This is a genomic window from Streptomyces sp. SID8352 (assembly GCF_009862265.1).
In the GTDB taxonomy this organism is placed as follows: Bacteria; Actinomycetota; Actinomycetes; order Streptomycetales; family Streptomycetaceae; genus Streptomyces.
In genome coordinates, this window is sequence record NZ_WWGX01000030.1 from 358917 (window position 1) to 376692 (window position 17776).

Here is a 17776-nt window from a genome sequence, read left to right on the forward strand (position 1 = left end):
GCCGGAGACCCAGGGTGGCGGCCTACGCCGTGTGCGTCCGTGACGGCCGGGTGCTGCTCGCCCGCTCCCCGGTACCGGACGGGGAGCCCGAACGGGTGCTGCCGGGCGGCGGCGCCGACCACGGCGAGGACCCCCTGGACACCGTCGTGGGCGAGGTCGCCGAGGAGACCGGCTACCGGGCCGAGCCCACCGCCCTGCTCTGGGTCGACTCGCTGCGGCTCACCGGGCCCGCCCGCTTCCGGCCGGCCCCTTCGGGCTGCGGGGCCGCCGCCGGGTGGACCACCACGGCGTGCGGACCGTCTACGAGGCGAGGATCACCGGCGGCGCGCTCCGGCCCGAGACCGCCGGTTCCACCGATCTGGCCGCCTGGCACGACCCAGGGCCTCTCGTTTGGATCATGCCGGGCTCGCGGGGTCCGGCCCGATCCAACCGAAAGACCCTGGCCGCCGTCCCCGCGCCGACCCGCGTCCCGCTGGTCGACACCGGGCTGCGGCTCCGGCGCGAGCGCCCCGCCGCGGGCCGGGTCGCACGCCCCGGGGCGCACGACGACCGGAACACGCCCAACCACCCCGAAGGGTGACAACCTTCCCCGCGGTGGCGGGGTCCCTCCTCCCGACCGCACTCCACCACGCACAGCTTGGGGGAAGAGATGACAGCACGCGCCCGCGCCCTCCTGGTGACGGCCACAGTCGTGGCCCTGTCCGCCGGAGCGGCCCTGCCCGCGTCGGCCGCGCCCGTGACCGGCGCGCCCGCCGCCGGTCACGGCACGGCCCGCGGCGGCCACGACGCCACCCGCGCCGCCCTGCGGGCCGCCGTCGCCGACGGCGTCCCCGGTGTCACCGCGACCGCCCGCGACGCCCGCGGCACCTGGAGCGGCACCGCCGGGGTGGGCGACCTCCGCACCGGCGCGCCGCGCTCGGCGGACGACCGCTACCGGGTCGGCAGCATCACCAAGACCTTCGTCGCCACCGTCCTGCTCCAACTGGAGGCCGAGGGCCGCCTCTCCCTCGACGACACCGTCGACTCCTGGCTGCCCGGCCTGGTCCGGGGCAACGGCCACGACGGCCGCCGGATCACCCTGCGCCGGCTCCTCAACCACACCAGCGGCGTCTACAACTACACCTCCGACGAGGGCTTCGTCCGCGACTACTTCCTGGCCGAGGGCTTCCTCGCGCACCGCTTCGACCCGGTGGCGCCCCGGGACCTCGTCCGCATCGCCATGGCCCACCGGCCGGACTTCGCGCCCGGCGCCGGCTGGAACTACTCCAACACCAACTACGTCCTGGCCGGCCTGGTCGTGGAGAAGGCCACCGGCCGCCCCTACGGCGAGGAGGTGCGGCGCAGGATCATCGCGCCGCTCGGGCTCCGCGCCACCTCCGTCCCCGGCGACCGGACCGGTGTGCCCGCGCCCAGCGGCCGGGCCTACTCCCGGTTCGACGAGCCGCTGACCGGACCGACCCACGACGTCACCCGGCTCAACCCGGCGATCGCCTTCTCCGCCGGGGAGATGATCTCCGACTCCGCCGACCTCGGCCGCTTCTACAGCGCCCTGCTGCGCGGCCGGCTGCTGCCCCGCGAGCAGCTGTCCGAGATGACCACGACGGTGCCGGTCGCCCCGGGCGCCGGCTACGGGCTGGGGCTGATGCGGCGCGACCTCGGCTGCGGGGTCGCCGTCTGGGGTCACGGCGGCGGCATCCACGGCTCCGCCTCGGAGGCGGTCGCCACCCGGGACGGGCGCCACACGCTGGCCTTCAACTTCAACGGCGACTGGGCGGGCGACGGAGGCGCCGTGATCAAGGCGGAGTTCTGCGACAAGTAGCCACCGGGGAGGGACCGCCGGGGCGGGGCGGCCCGGCGCCGCCCCGCCCCGGCGGCCCGGCTCGGCTCCGGTGGCCTGGCCCGGTCCCTGTGGTCCGGCGCTGCCCAGGCGGTCCGGCTCGGTCTCGGCGGCCTGGCTCGGCTCCAGCGGTCCGGCGCACCTTGGCGGTCCGGCCCGGTGTCGGTGGCCCGGCTCGGCTCCGGTGGCCCGGCCCGGTTCCGGCGGTCCGGCGCTGCCCCGGTGGTCCGGCTCGGCTTCAGTGGTCCGGCCCGCCCCGGTGGTCCGGCTCGGCTCCGGTGGTCCTCCCGCCGTGCCTCCCGCGCCCCGGGGCGCTGCCCCGCGCTACCGGGGCAGCACCACGAGGTGCTCGGCCGGTTCCCGGTCGTTCGCCGCCATCAGCGCCGTGCGGACCACCGCCGCCTGGTCCTCCGGGTGGTCCCGCAGCCCGCGCGGGGAGATCCGCACCACGATGACGCCCAGCCCCTCCAGCCGCTCCCGTTCACGGGCCCGCTCCCCGCCCGGCGTGCCGTCACCGCCGCGGGCGCCGCCGGGGTCCAGGACCACCGCCACCCCCTGCTCGGGCCAGAAGGCGTCCGCGCCGCCGACCAGGGGGCCGCCCGGCAGCCGCAGGACGACGTCCCACACCGGGTCCGGGAGCCGGTGCTCGCGCACCGTCCGGTACAGCCGGTCCTCCGCCGTCGCCCGTCCCTCGGCCACCAGCGACTCCACCGCGTCCACCACGTGCGGCCGGTCCAGCAGCCGTGCCCGGCTCAACTCCCGCACCACCGCCGCCGCCTCGCAGTGCCCGTCGCGCACCGCCTCGGTCAGCAGCCCGCGCACCGTGCCCGCGTCGGAGGGGCCCGCCACCGCGTCGGCCAGGGCCCGCGCCACCGGTGCCACCGGCAGCCCGTCGATCCGCTCGGCGGTCGGCAGCGCCGCCGTGCGCACGACCCGCGCCCACCCCGCCGACCGCAGCCGCCGCAGCAGCGGGACCAGGACGTCGACGCGCTCCAGCGCCGCCGCCGGGGGAGTGCCCGCGAAGCCGTGCAGCGTCAGCGCCGCCGCCCCGGTGATGACCGCCTCCGTGTAGACGGGCGCCGCCCCCGCGCCGGGGGGCTGCGCGGGGACCCCCGGGCTGCCGTCCGGCGTCCGCTCACGCGCCGCGTACAGCAGGACCGCGCGCAGCCGCTCCTCGGCGGTCGGTGGTCCCGGGTGGAGCAGCACCACGCCGGGCAGGAGCCATGACCAGGGGCCGCCGGGGCGGCACCGCTCGGCGGTCTCGGTGGCCGGGACGCCGTGCGCCCGCAACTGGGCGGCCGTCAGCAGCCGCCGCCCGTCGGCGAGGTGGTGGAGGGGGCGGGGGGAGAGGGGGGTGTCGTACGTCATGACCCGGAATCTCCCGCACTCCGCCCGCCACCGAACCGCTGTTACACAAGTGGCACCGAACCAGGACGGAACGCCCCTCGGGGACGGGTGTTCGGTTGCCCGTCGCCCCTGTTCCGGGCGGGTGCGGACGGGAGGTTACGGCCTCGGCCGCGCCGGTCCTGTCACAACCCGTGAACCCGCCCCTGGGCCGGGCGCAACGTTCCTGCCGTGAGCCGTGAGCCGTGAGCCGTGAGCGGCCGGCGGCGGGGCGTGAGCGGCGCCGGCGCGGTGCCGGGCGCGGCGGGCGCGGTCACCCGGCGGCCGGGCGGCGCCCCGCGCGGACGGCGCCCGGCGGCGGGGGCACCGCCCGTGCGGGCCCCCGTCCGCCGGTCCGCCGTTCAGCCCCCGGTGACCGCCGCGTCGCACGCCTGCCCGCGCAGCGCGCGCGCCAGGTCGTCCCGCGCCTCCAGCACCAGCCGCCGCAGCGCCGGGGCCGCGTCCTCGTGCGCCGCCAGCCACGCGTCGGTCGCGGCGAGGGTCTCCGGCGAGTCCCGCAGCGCCGGGAAGAGGCCGCGCACCACGTCCATGCCGATCTGGATGGACCGCTCCTCCCAGACCCGCTCGACGGCCGCGAAGTACTTCTCCGCGTACGGCGCGAGCAGCTCCCGCTGCGAGGGCTGCGCGAAGCCGTCGATGGTGGCCTCCACCAGGGCGTTGGACAGCTCGTCGGACTCCACCACGGCCTCCCACGCCCGCGCCTTGACCTCCGCCGAGGGGCGGGCGGCCAGGCAGCGCACCTGATGGCGCCTGCCGGACGCGGTGTCGTCGCGGGCCAGCTCGGCGGTGAGCGCCTCCTCGTCCGCCTCGCCGTGTGCCGCCAACGGTGTCAGGAACGCCCAGCGCACCTCCTGGTCCACCTCCAGGCCGTCGATCTTCTCGGTGCCGTCCAGCAGCTCGCGCAGCAGCCGCAGCGCGTCGCCGCCGGAGGCCGTCGCCGCGAAGAAGCGCGCCCAGGCGAGCTGGTGCTCGCTGCCCGGCTCCGCGCTCCGCAGCTCCCGCAGCGCGCCCTCGGACAGCAGCCGGCCGCACTCCTCGCGCCGCTCCGGCGCCGTGTACTGCACCAGCGCCGAGTCCGCCCAGGAGTGCAGCATCTGGAGCACCCCGATGTCGGTCTCCCGGCCCGCGAACCGCAGCACCAGGGCCACGAACTCCCGGGCCGGCAGCAGCGCGTCCCGGGTCAGGTTCCAGAGGGCCGACCAGCACAGGGCGCGGGCCAGCGGGTCGGTCAGGGAGCCCAGGTGCTCGCGCAGGGTGGCCAGCGAGGTGGCGTCGAAGCGGATCTTGCAGTACGTCAGGTCGTCGTCGTTGACCAGCACCAGCTCCGGCGCCTCGGCACCGGCCAGCGCGGACACCACGGTGCGCGGCCCGTCGACGTCCGCCTCGGCGCGGGCGTACCGCTCGAGCGTGCCCCGCGGGGTGCGCCGGTACAGGCCCACCGCCACCCGGTGCGGGCGCAGTTCGGGGTGCGACTCGGCGGCCTCCTGCACCACGGCCAGCTCGTCGACGGTGCCCTCGGCGGTCAGCAGCACCTGCGGCGTCAACGAGTCGACCCCGGCCGTCTGGAGCCAGGAGCGCGACCAGGCGGCCATGTCCCGCCCGCTGGTCTCCTCCAGGACCGACAGCAGGTCGCCCAGGCGGGTGTTGCCGTAGGCGTGCCGCTTGAAGTAGCGCCGGGCCCCCTCCAGGAACGCGTCCTGGCCGACGTAGGCCACCAGCTGCTTGAGCACGGAGGCGCCCTTGGCGTAGGTGATGCCGTCGAAGTTGAGCTTGGCGTCCTGGAGGTCGCGGATGTCGGCGGTGACCGGGTGCGTGGAGGGGAGCTGGTCCGCCCGGTAGGCCCACGCCTTGCGGCGGTTGGCGAAGGTGATCCAGCCGTCGGTGAAGCGGGTCGCGCCGACCAGCGAGAAGGTGCCCATGAAGTCCGCGAAGGACTCCTTGAGCCAGAGGTCGTCCCACCACTCCATGGTGACCAGGTCGCCGAACCACATGTGCGCCATCTCGTGCAGGATCGTGGTGGCGCGCGCCTCGTAGGACGCCCGGGTCACCTTGCCGCGGAAGATGTACTCCTCGCGGAAGGTCACCATCCCCGGGTTCTCCATCGCCCCGAGGTTGTACTCGGGCACGAAGGCCTGGTCGTACTTCCCGAAGGGGTACGGGTAGTCGAAGTGGTCGTGGAAGAAGTCCAGCCCCTGCTTGGTGACGAGGAAGACGTCGTCGGCGTCGAAGTGCGGCGCGAGCCCCTTGCGGCACATGGCGCCCAGCGGGATCTCCAGACGGGTGCCGTCGGGCAGGGTCCGCTCGTAGGAGTCGGTCACGTAGTGGTACGGCCCGGCCACCACGCAGGTGATGTACGTGGAGATCGGCTCGGTCTCGGCGAACCGCCAGACGCCGTCGGCGCGTTCGCCCGCGCCGTTGCTCCACACCGTCCACTCCTCGGGCGCCCGCACCTCGAAGCGGTGGGGGGCCTTGAGGTCCGGCTGCTCGAAGTTGGCGTACACCCGCCGCGCGTCGGCCGGCTCGTACTGGGTGTACAGGTACACCTCGCCATCCTCCGGGTCCACGAACCGGTGCAGGCCCTCGCCGGTGCGGGAGTAGGCGCACCGGGCGTCGACCACCAGTTCGTTGTCGGCGGCCAGGTCCTCCAGGAGGACGCGGGTGCCGTCGAAGACCTCGCCCGGGTCGAGGTCGCGGCCGTTGAGCGAGACGGCGGTGACGGACGGGGCGATCAGGTCGGCGAAGCTGCTCGCCCCGGGCTCGGCGCAGCTGAAGCGCACCGTGGTGACGGACCGGAAGGTGCGCGGGCCGTCCCCCTCCGGGTCTCCGAGGGCCGACCGCACATCGAGGGACACCTCGTACCCGTCGACGGACAGCAGTGCGGCCCGCTCGCGGGCCTCGTCGCGGGACAGATTCTCACCGGGCACGGGCGGCACTCCCTCGTGTCGTTTCACTCTTCGGGCCGGTCGGGTTCGACCGCGGGGCGGATCGGCGGGCGGAGCGGTGGGGCGTGGCCGGTCCGGTGGTGCGGGGACCGCTCCGCGTGTCCGCCGGTGTTCAGTATGCGGACAGCCGAGTCCGATCCTGCCATGTCCCCCCGCGTCCCGGCAGACCGGGAATGCCCCGGCGGACGGTCGCGTTGCGGCGAGGGAACGCTCGCCCGCGCATCCCGAGGAGAGACATGCCGGCCAAGACCCCCGTCGACTTCTGGTTCGATCCGCTGTGCCCCTGGGCCTGGATGACCTCGCGCTGGGTGCTGGAGGTGGAGAAGGTGCGCGACATCCAGGTCCGCTGGCACCTGATGAGCCTGGCCGTGCTCAACGAGGACAAGCTCGACGACCTGCCGGAGGAGTACCGCGAGCTCCTGGAGACCAAGGCGTGGGGCCCGGTCCGCGTCGTCATCGCCGCCCAGGAGGAGCACGGCGCCGAGGTGCTCGGGGACCTCTACACCGCGCTCGGCACCCGCATCCACAACCAGGAGGCCGGGCCGGAGCGGGAGGCGGTGGCCGCGGCCCTTCAGGACGTCGGTCTGCCCGGGTCCCTGATGGAGCACTGGGACGGCACCCCGTACGAGCCGCAGCTGCGCGCCTCCCACCAGGAGGGCATCGACAAGGTGGGCCAGGAGGTGGGCACCCCGGTGATCGCCGTGCCCGGCGCCGACGGCGACCAGATCGCCTTCTTCGGCCCGGTCGTCACCCCCGCGCCGAAGGGCGAGGACGCGGCCCGCCTGTGGGACGGCACCCTGGCGGTCGCCTCCGTCCCCGGCTTCTACGAGATCAAGCGGACCCGCACCAAGGGTCCGGACTTCAGCAACCTGTAGCCGGGCCCGGATCGGTGTCCGGACCCGGCTCGGCCGGTGTCCGGACCCGCATCCGTTCCGGGCGCGGGTCCGCGCCGCGCACGGGGAAGCCCCCGCGAGTCACGTCCTCGCGGGGGCTTCTGTTTTCCTCCGCCCGCCGCCGTGAAGGGTGAGAAGACGATCACGAGGCGGGACGACCGGGGCCGGCGTCAGGGCGCCAGCAGCAGCACATCGGTCCGGGACTTCGCCGCCGCGTAACGGCGGGCCACGTCCTGCCAGTTCACGACCTGCCACATGGCCTCGATGAAGTCCACCTTCTGGTTGCGGTACTGGAGGTAGAAGGCGTGCTCCCAGGCGTCGAAGACCAGGATCGGGACCGCGCCCTGGCCGACGTTGCCCTGGTGGTCGTAGACCTGCTCGACGATCAGCCGGCCGCTCAGCGGCTCGTACGCCAGCACGCCCCAGCCGGAGCCCTGCGTGGTGGCGGCGGCCTTGGAGAGCTGGGCCTTGAATCCCGCGAAGGAGCCGAAGTACTCGGTGATCGCGTCGGCCAGCTCGCCCACGCCGTCCTTCGCCAGCGGCTCGCCGCCGCCTTCCCCTGTCATGTTCTGCCAGTAGACGGAGTGCAGGATGTGGCCGGACAGATGGAAGGCCAGGCTCTTCTCCAGGCCGTTGATCGACCCCCAGGACTCCTTGTCCCGCGCCTCCGCGAGCTGCTCCAGCGTGTCGTTGGCGCCCTTCACATAGGCCGCGTGGTGCTTGTCGTGGTGCAGCTCGATGATCTCGGGGCTGATCACGGGAGCCAGCGCGGAGTAGTCGTACGGCAGTTCGGGAAGCGTGTAGACGGGCATGGCGGAATCCTCCGGACCCTCTTATTGCAACAGACTTGCAAGTGCACGCTAGCAGCAATACGGCGGAGGGGAGCGGGAGGCCGCGCGGGCGGTCCGCGCCGCGCCGGGGTGTCAGGCGCGGGTCAGGCGGCGGTCTTTGGTGACTTCCCACAAGTCGACGCGCTCCCTCCGTCCCGCTTTCGCCGTGGCGCACACCTCCTCACCTCAGTGACCGGCGTCACGCCCGGGGAGGTGTGGAGCGCGGCCTTTGTCGGGAACCCACCAACGGTTCGATCACGCCTTTGTCGAACGCTGCTCCTGTCCGGCCCCGGCGGGCTGGGATAGCGTCGCCGTGTCCCGACATGTCCCCGGTTTCCAGCGGAGTTCCCATGAGCAGCGCAGTCGTCCCCGTCCGTTCCGGGCAGGTCCTCGCCGACCTCATCCCCTCCTCCCGAGTGAGGGACGCCGCGCTCGTCGCGGGCGGCGCGGCGCTCGTCGGCGTCGCGGCCCAGATCGCGGTGCCCGTGCCCGGCTCGCCCGTGCCGGTGACCGGCCAGACCTTCGCCGCCCTGCTCGTCGGCACGGCCCTCGGCGCCGGCCGCGGCCTGCTCGCCCTCGTCGTCTACGCGCTCGCCGGCCTCGCCGGGACCCCGTGGTTCGCCAACGGCTCCTCCGGCCTCACCGTCTCCTTCGGCTACGTCCTCGGCATGCTCCTCGCCGCCACCGTCGTCGGCGCCCTGGCCCGCCGCGGCGCCGACCGCTCGGTGTGGCGCGTGGCCGGCACGATGCTGCTGGGCGAGGCGGTCATCTACGCCATCGGCGTCCCGTACCTGGCGGCCTCCGCCGGGATGTCCCTCACCGCCGCCGTCGCGGCCGGGCTCACCCCCTTCCTGATCGGCGACGCGGTCAAGGCCGCCCTGGCGATGGGCCTGCTGCCGAGCGCCTGGAAGCTCGTCGGCAGGCGCTGACCGCCCGCCGTCCGCACCGGCCCGGCCACCGCGCCGGACGACGCCCCCGGGGTCCCTCCCCGGGGGCGTCTCCCGTGCTCCCGGGCGGCCGGTCGAGGGTCACCCGGCCGCACCCGGCCGGGCACATGTCACACTCGACGCATGCGCGTGTATCTCGGCTCCGACCATGCGGGCTTCGAACTCAAGAACCACCTCGTCGAGTGGCTGAAGGAGGCGGGCCACGAGCCCGTCGACTGCGGCCCGCACATCTACGACGCCCAGGACGACTACCCCCCCTTCTGCCTCCGTGCCGCCGAGCGGACGGCCGCGGACCCCGACGCCCTCGGCATCGTGATCGGCGGCTCCGGCAACGGCGAGCAGATCGCGGCGAACAAGGTGAAGGGCGTCCGGGCGGCCCTCGCCTGGAGCGAGGAGACCGCCGCCCTCGGCCGCCAGCACAACAACGCCAACGTCGTCGCCGTCGGCGCCCGCATGCACACCGAGGAGGAGGCCACGGCGTTCGTCGGGGCCTTCCTCGCCACCCCGTTCTCGGGCGACGAGCGCCACATCCGGCGCATCGACATGCTCTCCGAGTACGAGACGTCCGGCACGCTCCCGGCCATCCCCCCGCACCACCCCAACGCCTGACCCGACCGCTCCCGGCCCGGGGCTCCCGCCCCGGGCCGCCGGCGCCCAGGGCGGGAGGCGGGAGGAAGACGGCCCGCCCCGGACGGCAGGGCGGGCCGAGGAAAGGAAGAGAGCGACCGTGCCAGAAGGGCATACGATCCACCGCCTGGCCCAGGACTACGCCGAGGCGTTCGCCGGCACGGAGGTCCGGGTCACCAGCCCCCAGGGCAAGTTCAGCGACGCCGCGGACCTCCTCACCGGCGGCCGGCTCACCCGCACCGACGCCCACGGCAAGCACCTCTTCCTCGGCTTCGGCCCGGCGGGCCACCCGACCCCGGCCGAGTCCATACCGGCGCGCCCCGCCGCCCCCGGCCGTGCCGCCCCCGGTCCCGCGACGGCCCCGGCGCCCGCCGCCCAGGACCACGACGACCCGGACCACGACGACACCGCCCCCTCGGGCTGGGTCCACATCCACCTCGGCCTCTTCGGCAAGGTCGCCTTCGGCCCGGTCCCCGCGCCGCCGCCCGCCGACACCGTCCGCCTCCGCCTCGTGAACGACACCGCCCACGTCGACCTCCGGGGCCCCACCACCTGCGCCCTGATAACCGCCCCCGAGAAGCGCGCGGTCCACGACCGCCTCGGCCCCGACCCGCTGCGCGAGGACGCCGACCCGGGCGCCGCCCACCGCCGGATCTCCCGCAGCCGCACCACCGTCGCCGCCCTCCTCATGGACCAGAAGGTCATCGCGGGCGTCGGCAACGTCTACCGCGCCGAGGTCCTCTTCCGGCACGGCATCGACCCGTACCGCCCCGGCCGGGACATCACCCCCGCCGAGTGGGACGCCCTCTGGAGCGACCTCGTGGACCTCATGCGCGAGGGCGTCCGCGCCAACCGCATCGACACCGTCCGCCCCGAGCACACCCCCGAGGCCATGGGCCGCCCGCCCCGCGTCGACGACCACGGCGGCGAGGTCTACGTCTACCGCCGGGCCCATCTCCCCTGCCTGCTCTGCGGGACCCCCGTCCGCACCGCCGGCCTCGCCGCCCGCAACCTCTTCTGGTGTCCCACCTGCCAGCAGAGGTGAACCACCGCGAACACGGCACGACGGCCGAACGTGAAGTTGACCGTGCAGTCCGGCCCCGGACGGGGGACAAGTGACACCTCCCGTACCGTGCGGCCGGTCCGATGGATAGGGTCCCCAACTGATGGCAGCAGGACGAGAACGGCGCGCGGCGGCCGACACGTTCCCGGCCCGGTGGAAGAAGCAGTGGCACCGGGCCCGCGTCGGCGTGCGCCGGGCCGCCGTGGACTACTTCCGCGGCAACGGCTCCGACTGGGTCGCGTTGACCGGTCTGCTGCTGATGATCCCCGTGATCGCGGTCAGCACCATGGCCAACCCCGTCTGGTGCTCGCCCAGTGCCCTGGTGCTGCCCATCGTCGCCGGGGGACTGCTGCTGCGCCCCGCGAGCCTGCTCGGCCTGTACGCGGCGGCGGCCACCGCGCTCATCGTCGAGTCGGTCCGCCTCGGCCCCTACACCGAGGGCCCCGCCCGGGTCACCCCGGGCGTCGTGCTGGTCGTCGCCGCCTGCGGCTTCTTCGGGCTGCTGGTCGCCCAGTTCCGCAGCCGGGTCGGCGTGCCCTGGCGGCGGGGCGGCACCATGCTCTTCGACCTGCGCGAACGCATCCGCGTCCAGAGCGAGTTGCCGCCGCTGCCGACCGGCTGGCACCGGGAGATGGCCCTGCGTCCGGCCGGCGGCCAGTCCTTCTCCGGTGACTTCGTGGTCGCGGCGCGCACCAACGGGGGCCGCACCCTGGAGGTCGTCCTCACCGATGTGTCCGGCAAGGGCATGGACGCGGGCTCCCGCGCCCTGCTGCTCTCCGGAGCCTTCGGCGGACTGCTCGGCAGCCTGCCCCCGCACGCCTTCCTGCCCGCCGCCAACGGCTATCTGCTCCGCCAGGACTGGGACGAGGGCTTCGCCACCTCCATCCACCTCGTCCTCGATCTCGACTCCGGCGACTACGAGTTGTTCTCCGCGGGCCATCCACCGGGCCTCCAGCTCAGCGCCGGCACCGGCCGCTGGGAGGAGAAGGCCGCGGAGGGCCCGCTGCTCGGGGTGTACGACGGCGCCCAGTTCGACCCGGTGAAGGGCTCGCTGCGCCCCGGCGACGTCCTGATGCTGTTCACCGACGGCCTGGTGGAGACCTCCGAGCGGGACATCGCCGAGGGCATCGACCGGCTCACCGGCGAGGCCGACCGCTATGTCGCCGGCGGCTTCCACGGCGCCGCCTGGCACCTGATCGAGGCGGTCGCCAAGGACGTCAACGACGACCGGGCGCTGCTGCTGATCTCCCGCGAGGGCCCCACCGCCCAGGCGCTCGCCGCCCGCGGGGACTGACGCCCGCCCGGCCGCCGGGCACACTGGGGGCATGCCCGACACTCCACGACTCACCCCGCGCGAAGTGGCCGCCACGGCCCGCGCCGCCCACGCCGCGCAGACGGACAAGGCGGGACGGCCCTACACCGAGCACCTGGCGGCCGTCGCGGACGGCGTACGGCGCCGCGGCGGGGACGACGACCAGATCGCGGCGGCCTGGCTGCACGACGCCGTGGAGGACGGCGCCCTGTCCGAGGAGTGGCTGCGCGGGGCGGCGCTGAGCGGCCGGACCAAGGACATCGTCCTGGCCGTCACCAAGCGGGCCGGGGAGCCGCCCGAGGCGTACGCGGCCCGGGTGCTCGCCACCCCGGGCGCGCTGCTCGTCAAGGAGGCGGACCTGGCGCACAACGCCGACCCGGCCCGCCTCGCGGCCCTGGACCCGGCCACCCGGCTCCGGTTGACCGCGAAGTACGCCCGCATGCGCGCCCTGCTGGGCCTGGCCGGACCGGCGCGGCCGGACCCGGGGGAGAGCGGGGGAGCGCCGCTGCCGCCGTCCTGACGCGCGCCCGGCGCGGACGCCGCCCCGGGCCGGACGCCGACCCGGACGCGGACCCAGGCCGGACGCCGACCCGGACCCCGCGCACGGCTCCGGCGTACGGTCCCGTCGGGCGGCTCGGAGGCGCCCGGTGCGTCCCGGCCCCCGGACGTGGAACGGCCCGGTCCCGGCCGGTGGGCCGGGACCGGGCCGAGCCCGGCTACACCGGGGCCCGCTCCTCCCGAGCGGCATCCCGGGCGGCATCCCGGGAGGAGCCCGCCGGGGCGTCCGCGGTGCCGGTGGCCCCGGCCCGGGAGGCGGTCTTCCCGGCCGTCTCGGCAGGCCGCCGCTCCGGCCGCTCCGGGGCACCGGCACCCGTGCCCGGGAGGGGCTTGAACGCCCACTCCATCCGGGGCTCCACCACACACCGCAGCACCCGCCGCACGGGCTTGGTGCACAGCAGCGTGACGATGGCGACGCCGGCCACGGTCAGCCCGATCGCGCCCTCCGGCCGGTCCAGCACGGGCGCGTGGAACCAGCCGAGGTAGGTGCCGGTCCGCACCAGCAGGCCGTGCAGCAGATAGCCGTAGATCGTTCCGGCGCCCAGCGCGGTGAACCACATGCGCCGTCCGGGCACCCAGGCGAAGAAGCAGGCGCTCAGGACCACCGAGCAGCCGAACAGGGCCAGGGTCACCACCGGACCGCTCCACCACGGGGCGTCCGTGGCCTGCGCGGCCGCGTTGCGGTAGAACCACGCGATGTCCATGCGGGGCACCGACCACCAGGCGACGGCCACCGCCACCGCGCACACCGGCACCGCCGCGATGCGCGCCGAGCGGCGGCGCACCAGGGAGAAGTGCTCCGGGCGCAGCAGCAGCCCCAGCACGAAGCAGGGCAGGAACTGGAGCACCCGCTGCATGTTGAGGTCGTTGCCGACCGACGGGGCCATGGACGCCAGCGCGGCGATCACCAGGGAGATCGGCAGCGGCCAGCGGACCGTCTGCCAGATGGGCGTGGTCAGCCGCCAGACGAACAGCGCGCACAGGAACCACAGCAGATACGTGGGGTCGAGCAGGCTGATGGGGTGGTCGGGGGCGTCGTCGACGACGCGGCGGTGCAGCGAGTACACCACCTCGAAGACGACGTAGGGGACGACGACGCCGGTCACCAGCCGCCTGACACGCTTCGGGCTCAGGTCGAAGGTGCGGGAGAAGTAGCCGGAGATGACGATGAACGCCGGCATGTGGAAGGTGTACACGAAACGGTACAGGGCCTCCACGGACCGGTTGCCGTCCAGGATCTGTCCCCAGGCGTGGCCCATGGCGACCAGGACGATCGCCAGGTACTTGGCGTTGTCGAAGAACGCGTCGCGTTGTCTGTTCCGTCGGTTCAGCGAGGCCGTCATGCGACCCCCCGCCGGATGAACGGCGAGAGGGTCGGTGGCCCCGCTGCGGGGGTGGGGGACGAGGCAGCGGAGAACATTTGAGGCACCCTAGCGTTGTCGGTGGGAATCCGTAAAACTCCTGAAGTCATTCCTGTATTCGGGCCGTGAGTACTCCGCGAGTACCCCGTATTCCCCGGAACTTGACCCTTTCGGCCAGGTGACGGAGGCCACGCCGACGGTGCTCCCGGAGCCCGAACGCGCCCTGCTTGTGCCGGAATCAGACGGTTGGCGCCCGTCGGGACGCGACGGGTGACCTTGGCCGGTATCGCTCCGTCGGTGTGCCCCCGGACCCATTCGAATTGTCTGCGAACGCGGTGTGTGGACATGGAAACGAAACGGGCGTCATTCCAGGTCGGAGCGCATTTCCGAATTCCCTCGCGGAACGGGAGGGTTGTCCGGCCGCCACCCGGGTGAACACCGCCCTGCTCCGGCGGGGCGGGCCGGACGGCGTGTCACCTGTCGCATAAGGGAGCCCGGTTGGTGGCACGATGGTCATGTCGGGGGGTGTGCGGGTCGTACCCCCCGGGCGGGTGCGGACCGACCGAGGGTGTGATCAGTTGTGGCCATTTCGCTGTCAGTCGTACTGCTGTTGGCGATCATCCTGGTGGTGCTCGTCCGAGGGGGGTCCCTGCGGCCGGGCCCCGCGGTCGTCGCCGTCCTCTTCGGCTTCTTCCTCGCCTCGACCGGCATGGCGGACGACATCCAGAACTTCCTGGACTCCATAGCCCAGTCCATCAACTCCATCCGCTTCTAGGCCCGTTCGCCCGCGCTGAGAGATGGATCACCCCGGGGCGCCCGGCGGCGTCCGCTCCGGGGTGCCGGGGTGCCGGGGTGCCCGGGTAGGCCCGGGGGTGCTGCGCAGTGCCGGAGGTGTGGCGGGAGTGGCGGGGTGGCGGGAGTGGCGGGGTGGCGGCGCGGGCGTCGCCGCCACCGGGACGGCCCACCCGGACGGCCCGCCCGGGAGCCCGCGGGCCCCGACGGGAACGGCCGTGGGCCGGGCCGGAGGAATCCGCCTCCGGCCCGGCCCACGGCCGTATGGAGCGGGCGACGGGAATCGAACCCGCGTAGCCAGTTTGGAAGACTGGGGCTCTACCATTGAGCTACGCCCGCACGGTGCGCGCCGCCGGTCGATGACCGCGGCACAGGAGGCATCGTAGCGGGTCGTCCGCCCTCGTCGCACACCGCCGTCCCCGCGCGCCCCGGGGTCCGGAGCGGCCCGCTGTGGGGGTCCGGTGAACGGAGGGGCCCGACCGCGCGGGGACATGTACCCTACGTGTCGCACCAGACGGGGTGTGGCGCAGCTTGGTAGCGCGTCCGCTTTGGGAGCGGAAGGCCGTGGGTTCAAATCCCGCCACCCCGACCATCCGGCACCATCCGGCGCCTTTCCCCACCGTCCGACGGGCCCTTCCCCGGCCCACCGGCGGCCGTCCGACCGCCCTTCCGGCGGCGATGATCGCGAGCGGTCGCCTTTTGGGCCGTGTAGTCGCTGCCGTTACTATGCAAGCTGCACGCCCGTGTGTCTCAGCGTCTGAAGTCTCCGGGCGGCGAAATCCGCCGGACCTCCCAGGTTCCGGCAGAACCCAAGAAGTCAGCCACAAGGAGACCGAACCGTGAAGAGCGCCGTGGAGACCCTGAACCCGACCCGGGTTCGGCTCACTGTCGAGGTGCCCTTCGAGGAGCTCAAGGACAGCCTCGACGCGGCGTACAAGAAGATCAACCAGCAGGTCACGGTCAAGGGCTTCCGCAAGGGCAAGATCCCGGCCCGGGTCATCGACCAGCGTTTCGGCCGCGGTGCGGTGCTGGAGGAGGCCGTCAACGACGCGCTCCCCAAGTTCTACACCGAGGCGGTCAACGAGGCCGAGCTGAACCCGCTCGGCCAGCCCGACGTCGACATCACGGAGCTGAAGGACGGCGAGACGCTGAACTTCACCGCCGAGGTCGACATCCGCCCGGCCATCGAGATCCCGGACTACTCCGGCATCGAGGTCGAGGTCGACGCCATCGAGGTCACCGACGAGGACGTCGACAAGTCGGTCGAGCAGCTCCGCGACCGCTTCGCCTCCACCTCCCCGGTCGAGCGCGCGGCCGAGGACGGCGACGTCGTCACCCTCGACCTGGCGGCCAAGGTCGACGGCGAGGTCCTGGAGGACGGGATCGCCGACGGCGTCTCCTACACCATCGGGTCCGGCGAGCTGCTCGACGGCATCGACGAGGCCGTGAAGGGCCTGGAGGCCGGTGGCGAGGCCACCTTCACCTCCGAGCTGAAGGGCGGCTCGGGGGCCGGCAAGGAGGCCGAGGTCACCGTCAAGGTCACCCAGGTCGCCCACCGTGAGCTGCCCGGTCTGGACGACGAGTTCGCCCAGCTCGCCTCGGAGTTCGACACCATCGAGGAGCTGCGCGCCGACAGCCGCAAGCGCCTGGCCACCATGAAGCAGTACGACCAGGCCACGCAGGCGCAGGAGCGCGTGCTGGAGAAGTTCCTCGACCTGGTCGAGATCCCCGTCCCCGAGAAGCTCCTCGAGGACGAGATCAACACCCGCAAGCACAACCTGGAGCACCACCAGCTCCCCCAGATGGGCCTGACCCTCGACAAGTACCTGGAGATCCAGGGCAAGACCGCCGAGGAGTTCGAGACCGAGACCCGCGAGGCCGCGGTCAAGGGCATCAAGACCCAGTTCGTCCTCGACGAGCTGGTCAAGCAGGAGAAGCTCAACGTCAACCAGGAGGAGCTCACCGAGCACCTCATGCGGCGCGCGGCCTCCTCCGGCATGTCCCCCGACCAGTTCGCCCAGGCCGTCGTCGAGCAGAACCAGGTTCCGCTGCTCGTCGGCGAGGTCGCCCGCGGCAAGGCCCTGGCCGTCGTGGTCGAGAAGGCCACGGTCAAGGACACCAACGGCGAGGTCGTCGACCTGGACGACGAGGAGGACGAGGAGGCGCCCGCCGCCGCGTCCGCCGACGAGGCGTCCGCCGACGCCGCCGAGGACAAGGCCGACGAGAAGACCGAGGGCTGACCTCCGCGTCGCATCTGACCGCCGTACGACGGGCCCCGGACGACCAGTGCCGGGGCCCGTTCGCATCACGGCCGCGCGGCCCCGGGCGGGCCGTGCCGCGGCCCCGGTGCCCCGCGGTGCCCGCCGGGTCCCGGGACGGGCCCGCACCGCGCCCCGCGGGGGCACCGGCCGCTACGCCCCCGGCGAACACCCGCTGAACCGGGATGGCGGCGCAGGCACACCGCGTTAGGGTCCATGAATACGAGGGCAGGGGAGTCCCCGAAGCGGCTCCAGCCCCGCAGGGAAACGTGAGACGGCCCGGCGCCGTCGTAAGACGAGCAGGTGGATACGTGACGAATCTGATGCCCTCAGCCGCCGGCGAGCCCTCCATCGGTGGCGGCCTCGGCGACCAGGTCTACAACCGACTGCTCGGCGAGCGGATCATCTTCCTCGGCCAGCCGGTGGACGACGACATCGCCAACAAGATCACCGCGCAGCTTCTGCTCCTTGCCTCCGACCCGGACAAGGACATCTTCCTCTACATCAACAGCCCCGGCGGTTCGATCACGGCCGGCATGGCGATCTACGACACCATGCAGTACATCAAGAACGACGTGGTGACCATCGCCATGGGCCTCGCGGCCTCCATGGGCCAGTTCCTGCTCAGCGCGGGCACCCCCGGCAAGCGGTTCGCGCTGCCGAACGCCGAGATCCTGATCCACCAGCCCTCGGCCGGCCTCGCCGGTTCCGCGTCGGACATCAAGATCCACGCCGAGCGGCTGCTGCACACCAAGAAGCGCATGGCGGAGCTGACCTCCCAGCACACCGGCCAGACGGTCGAGCAGATCACCCGGGACTCGGACCGCGACCGCTGGTTCGACGCCTTCGAGGCCAAGGAGTACGGCCTGATCGACGACGTCATCGCCACGGCCGCCGGAATGCCGGGCGGCGGCGGCACGGGCGCCTGAGCCGTCCCGCGTCCCGAGCCGAC

Annotated in this window: 14 protein-coding genes, 2 tRNA genes and 1 pseudogene; 12 read left to right on the forward strand and 5 right to left on the reverse strand. The window is 73.7% G+C overall.

The window, feature by feature from the left end:
- The first annotated feature begins 14 nt into the window (after nt 1-14).
- Nucleotides 15-580, forward strand: a pseudogene (locus tag GTY84_RS10805) (NUDIX domain-containing protein).
- Nucleotides 581-649: 69 nt separating this feature from the next.
- On the forward strand, nt 650-1819 hold the full coding sequence (locus GTY84_RS10810; protein WP_202550314.1) for a serine hydrolase domain-containing protein: 1170 nt from the start codon (nt 650-652) through the stop codon (nt 1817-1819).
- 342 nt (nt 1820-2161) lie between these two features.
- On the opposite strand, the gene GTY84_RS10815 is transcribed toward GTY84_RS10810, so the two are convergent.
- Both GTY84_RS10815 and pepN read right to left on the reverse strand, forming a co-directional pair.
- Nucleotides 2162-3205, reverse strand: a complete 1044-nt coding sequence (locus GTY84_RS10815) for a hypothetical protein (RefSeq protein WP_161225929.1) — start codon at nt 3203-3205, stop codon at nt 2162-2164.
- Between the two features lie 377 nt (nt 3206-3582).
- Nucleotides 3583-6165: an aminopeptidase N gene (gene pepN / locus GTY84_RS10820; RefSeq protein WP_161225930.1), complete on the reverse strand. Its 2583-nt coding sequence runs from the start codon at nt 6163-6165 to the stop codon at nt 3583-3585.
- Nucleotides 6166-6419: 254 nt separating this feature from the next.
- Between pepN and GTY84_RS10825 the strand changes: the two genes are divergently transcribed.
- The gene (locus GTY84_RS10825) at nt 6420-7058 is read left to right on the forward strand and encodes a DsbA family protein (protein WP_161225931.1); all 639 of its coding nucleotides are present in this window, start codon (nt 6420-6422) and stop codon (nt 7056-7058) included.
- A gap of 188 nt (nt 7059-7246) precedes the next feature.
- Here the strand turns inward: GTY84_RS10825 and GTY84_RS10830 are convergent, their stop codons facing one another.
- Nucleotides 7247-7888 (reverse strand): superoxide dismutase, encoded by a 642-nt coding sequence (locus tag GTY84_RS10830; RefSeq protein ID WP_161225932.1) that lies wholly within the window; start codon nt 7886-7888, stop codon nt 7247-7249.
- 368 nt (nt 7889-8256) lie between these two features.
- Here GTY84_RS10830 and GTY84_RS10835 point away from each other — a divergent pair, with 368 nt between their 5' ends.
- From GTY84_RS10835 to GTY84_RS10855, 5 genes are all read left to right on the forward strand, one after another.
- On the forward strand, nt 8257-8835 hold the full coding sequence (locus GTY84_RS10835; RefSeq protein ID WP_161225933.1) for a biotin transporter BioY: 579 nt from the start codon (nt 8257-8259) through the stop codon (nt 8833-8835).
- 141 nt (nt 8836-8976) lie between these two features.
- A complete protein-coding gene (locus GTY84_RS10840; protein WP_161225934.1) occupies nt 8977-9462 on the forward strand; it encodes a ribose-5-phosphate isomerase in 486 nt (161 codons plus the stop codon).
- Between the two features lie 118 nt (nt 9463-9580).
- Nucleotides 9581-10525 carry a DNA-formamidopyrimidine glycosylase family protein gene (locus tag GTY84_RS10845; protein WP_161225935.1) on the forward strand — a complete coding sequence of 315 codons (945 nt, stop codon included), beginning with the start codon at nt 9581-9583 and terminating at the stop codon, nt 10523-10525.
- A 121-nt stretch (nt 10526-10646) separates the two neighbouring features.
- Complete coding sequence (locus tag GTY84_RS10850; protein WP_161225936.1) at nt 10647-11837, forward strand: PP2C family protein-serine/threonine phosphatase; 1191 nt, start codon at nt 10647-10649, stop codon at nt 11835-11837.
- Between the two features lie 31 nt (nt 11838-11868).
- Nucleotides 11869-12375 carry an HD domain-containing protein gene (locus GTY84_RS10855; protein ID WP_161225937.1) on the forward strand — a complete coding sequence of 169 codons (507 nt, stop codon included), beginning with the start codon at nt 11869-11871 and terminating at the stop codon, nt 12373-12375.
- 196 nt (nt 12376-12571) lie between these two features.
- On the opposite strand, the gene GTY84_RS10860 is transcribed toward GTY84_RS10855, so the two are convergent.
- On the reverse strand, nt 12572-13756 hold the full coding sequence (locus GTY84_RS10860; protein WP_161225938.1) for an acyltransferase family protein: 1185 nt from the start codon (nt 13754-13756) through the stop codon (nt 12572-12574).
- 598 nt (nt 13757-14354) lie between these two features.
- On the opposite strand from GTY84_RS10860, the gene GTY84_RS10865 reads away from it, so the two are divergent.
- Nucleotides 14355-14549 carry a hypothetical protein gene (locus GTY84_RS10865; protein WP_161225939.1) on the forward strand — a complete coding sequence of 65 codons (195 nt, stop codon included), beginning with the start codon at nt 14355-14357 and terminating at the stop codon, nt 14547-14549.
- A 282-nt stretch (nt 14550-14831) separates the two neighbouring features.
- Here GTY84_RS10865 and GTY84_RS10870 read toward each other — a convergent pair.
- Nucleotides 14832-14905: transfer RNA gene (locus GTY84_RS10870), tRNA-Gly, on the reverse strand.
- Nucleotides 14906-15081: 176 nt separating this feature from the next.
- Here GTY84_RS10870 and GTY84_RS10875 point away from each other — a divergent pair.
- The 3 genes from GTY84_RS10875 to GTY84_RS10885 all read left to right on the forward strand — a co-directional run bounded on the left by GTY84_RS10875 (nt 15082) and on the right by GTY84_RS10885 (nt 17753).
- A tRNA-Pro gene (locus GTY84_RS10875) sits at nt 15082-15158 on the forward strand.
- Between the two features lie 247 nt (nt 15159-15405).
- Nucleotides 15406-16806, forward strand: a complete 1401-nt coding sequence (tig, locus tag GTY84_RS10880; protein WP_161225940.1) for a trigger factor — start codon at nt 15406-15408, stop codon at nt 16804-16806.
- 341 nt (nt 16807-17147) lie between these two features.
- On the forward strand, nt 17148-17753 hold the full coding sequence (locus GTY84_RS10885; RefSeq protein ID WP_030399935.1) for an ATP-dependent Clp protease proteolytic subunit: 606 nt from the start codon (nt 17148-17150) through the stop codon (nt 17751-17753).
- The last annotated feature ends 23 nt before the right edge of the window (nt 17754-17776 follow it).

What these genes read in the sequence shown, in the direction of transcription:
- GTY84_RS10810 (WP_202550314.1), top strand. Translation starts at nt 650, where the DNA reads ATGACAGCACGCGCCCGCGCCCTCCTGGTGACGGCCACAGTCGTGGCC.
- GTY84_RS10815 (WP_161225929.1), bottom strand. Translation starts at nt 3,205, where the DNA reads ATGACGTACGACACCCCCCTCTCCCCCCGCCCCCTCCACCACCTCGCC.
- GTY84_RS10825 (WP_161225931.1), top strand. Translation starts at nt 6,420, where the DNA reads ATGCCGGCCAAGACCCCCGTCGACTTCTGGTTCGATCCGCTGTGCCCC.
- GTY84_RS10830 (WP_161225932.1), bottom strand. Translation starts at nt 7,888, where the DNA reads ATGCCCGTCTACACGCTTCCCGAACTGCCGTACGACTACTCCGCGCTG.
- GTY84_RS10835 (WP_161225933.1), top strand. Translation starts at nt 8,257, where the DNA reads ATGAGCAGCGCAGTCGTCCCCGTCCGTTCCGGGCAGGTCCTCGCCGAC.
- GTY84_RS10840 (WP_161225934.1), top strand. Translation starts at nt 8,977, where the DNA reads ATGCGCGTGTATCTCGGCTCCGACCATGCGGGCTTCGAACTCAAGAAC.
- GTY84_RS10850 (WP_161225936.1), top strand. Translation starts at nt 10,647, where the DNA reads ATGGCAGCAGGACGAGAACGGCGCGCGGCGGCCGACACGTTCCCGGCC.
- GTY84_RS10855 (WP_161225937.1), top strand. Translation starts at nt 11,869, where the DNA reads ATGCCCGACACTCCACGACTCACCCCGCGCGAAGTGGCCGCCACGGCC.
- GTY84_RS10860 (WP_161225938.1), bottom strand. Translation starts at nt 13,756, where the DNA reads ATGACGGCCTCGCTGAACCGACGGAACAGACAACGCGACGCGTTCTTC.
- GTY84_RS10885 (WP_030399935.1), top strand. Translation starts at nt 17,148, where the DNA reads ATGCCCTCAGCCGCCGGCGAGCCCTCCATCGGTGGCGGCCTCGGCGAC.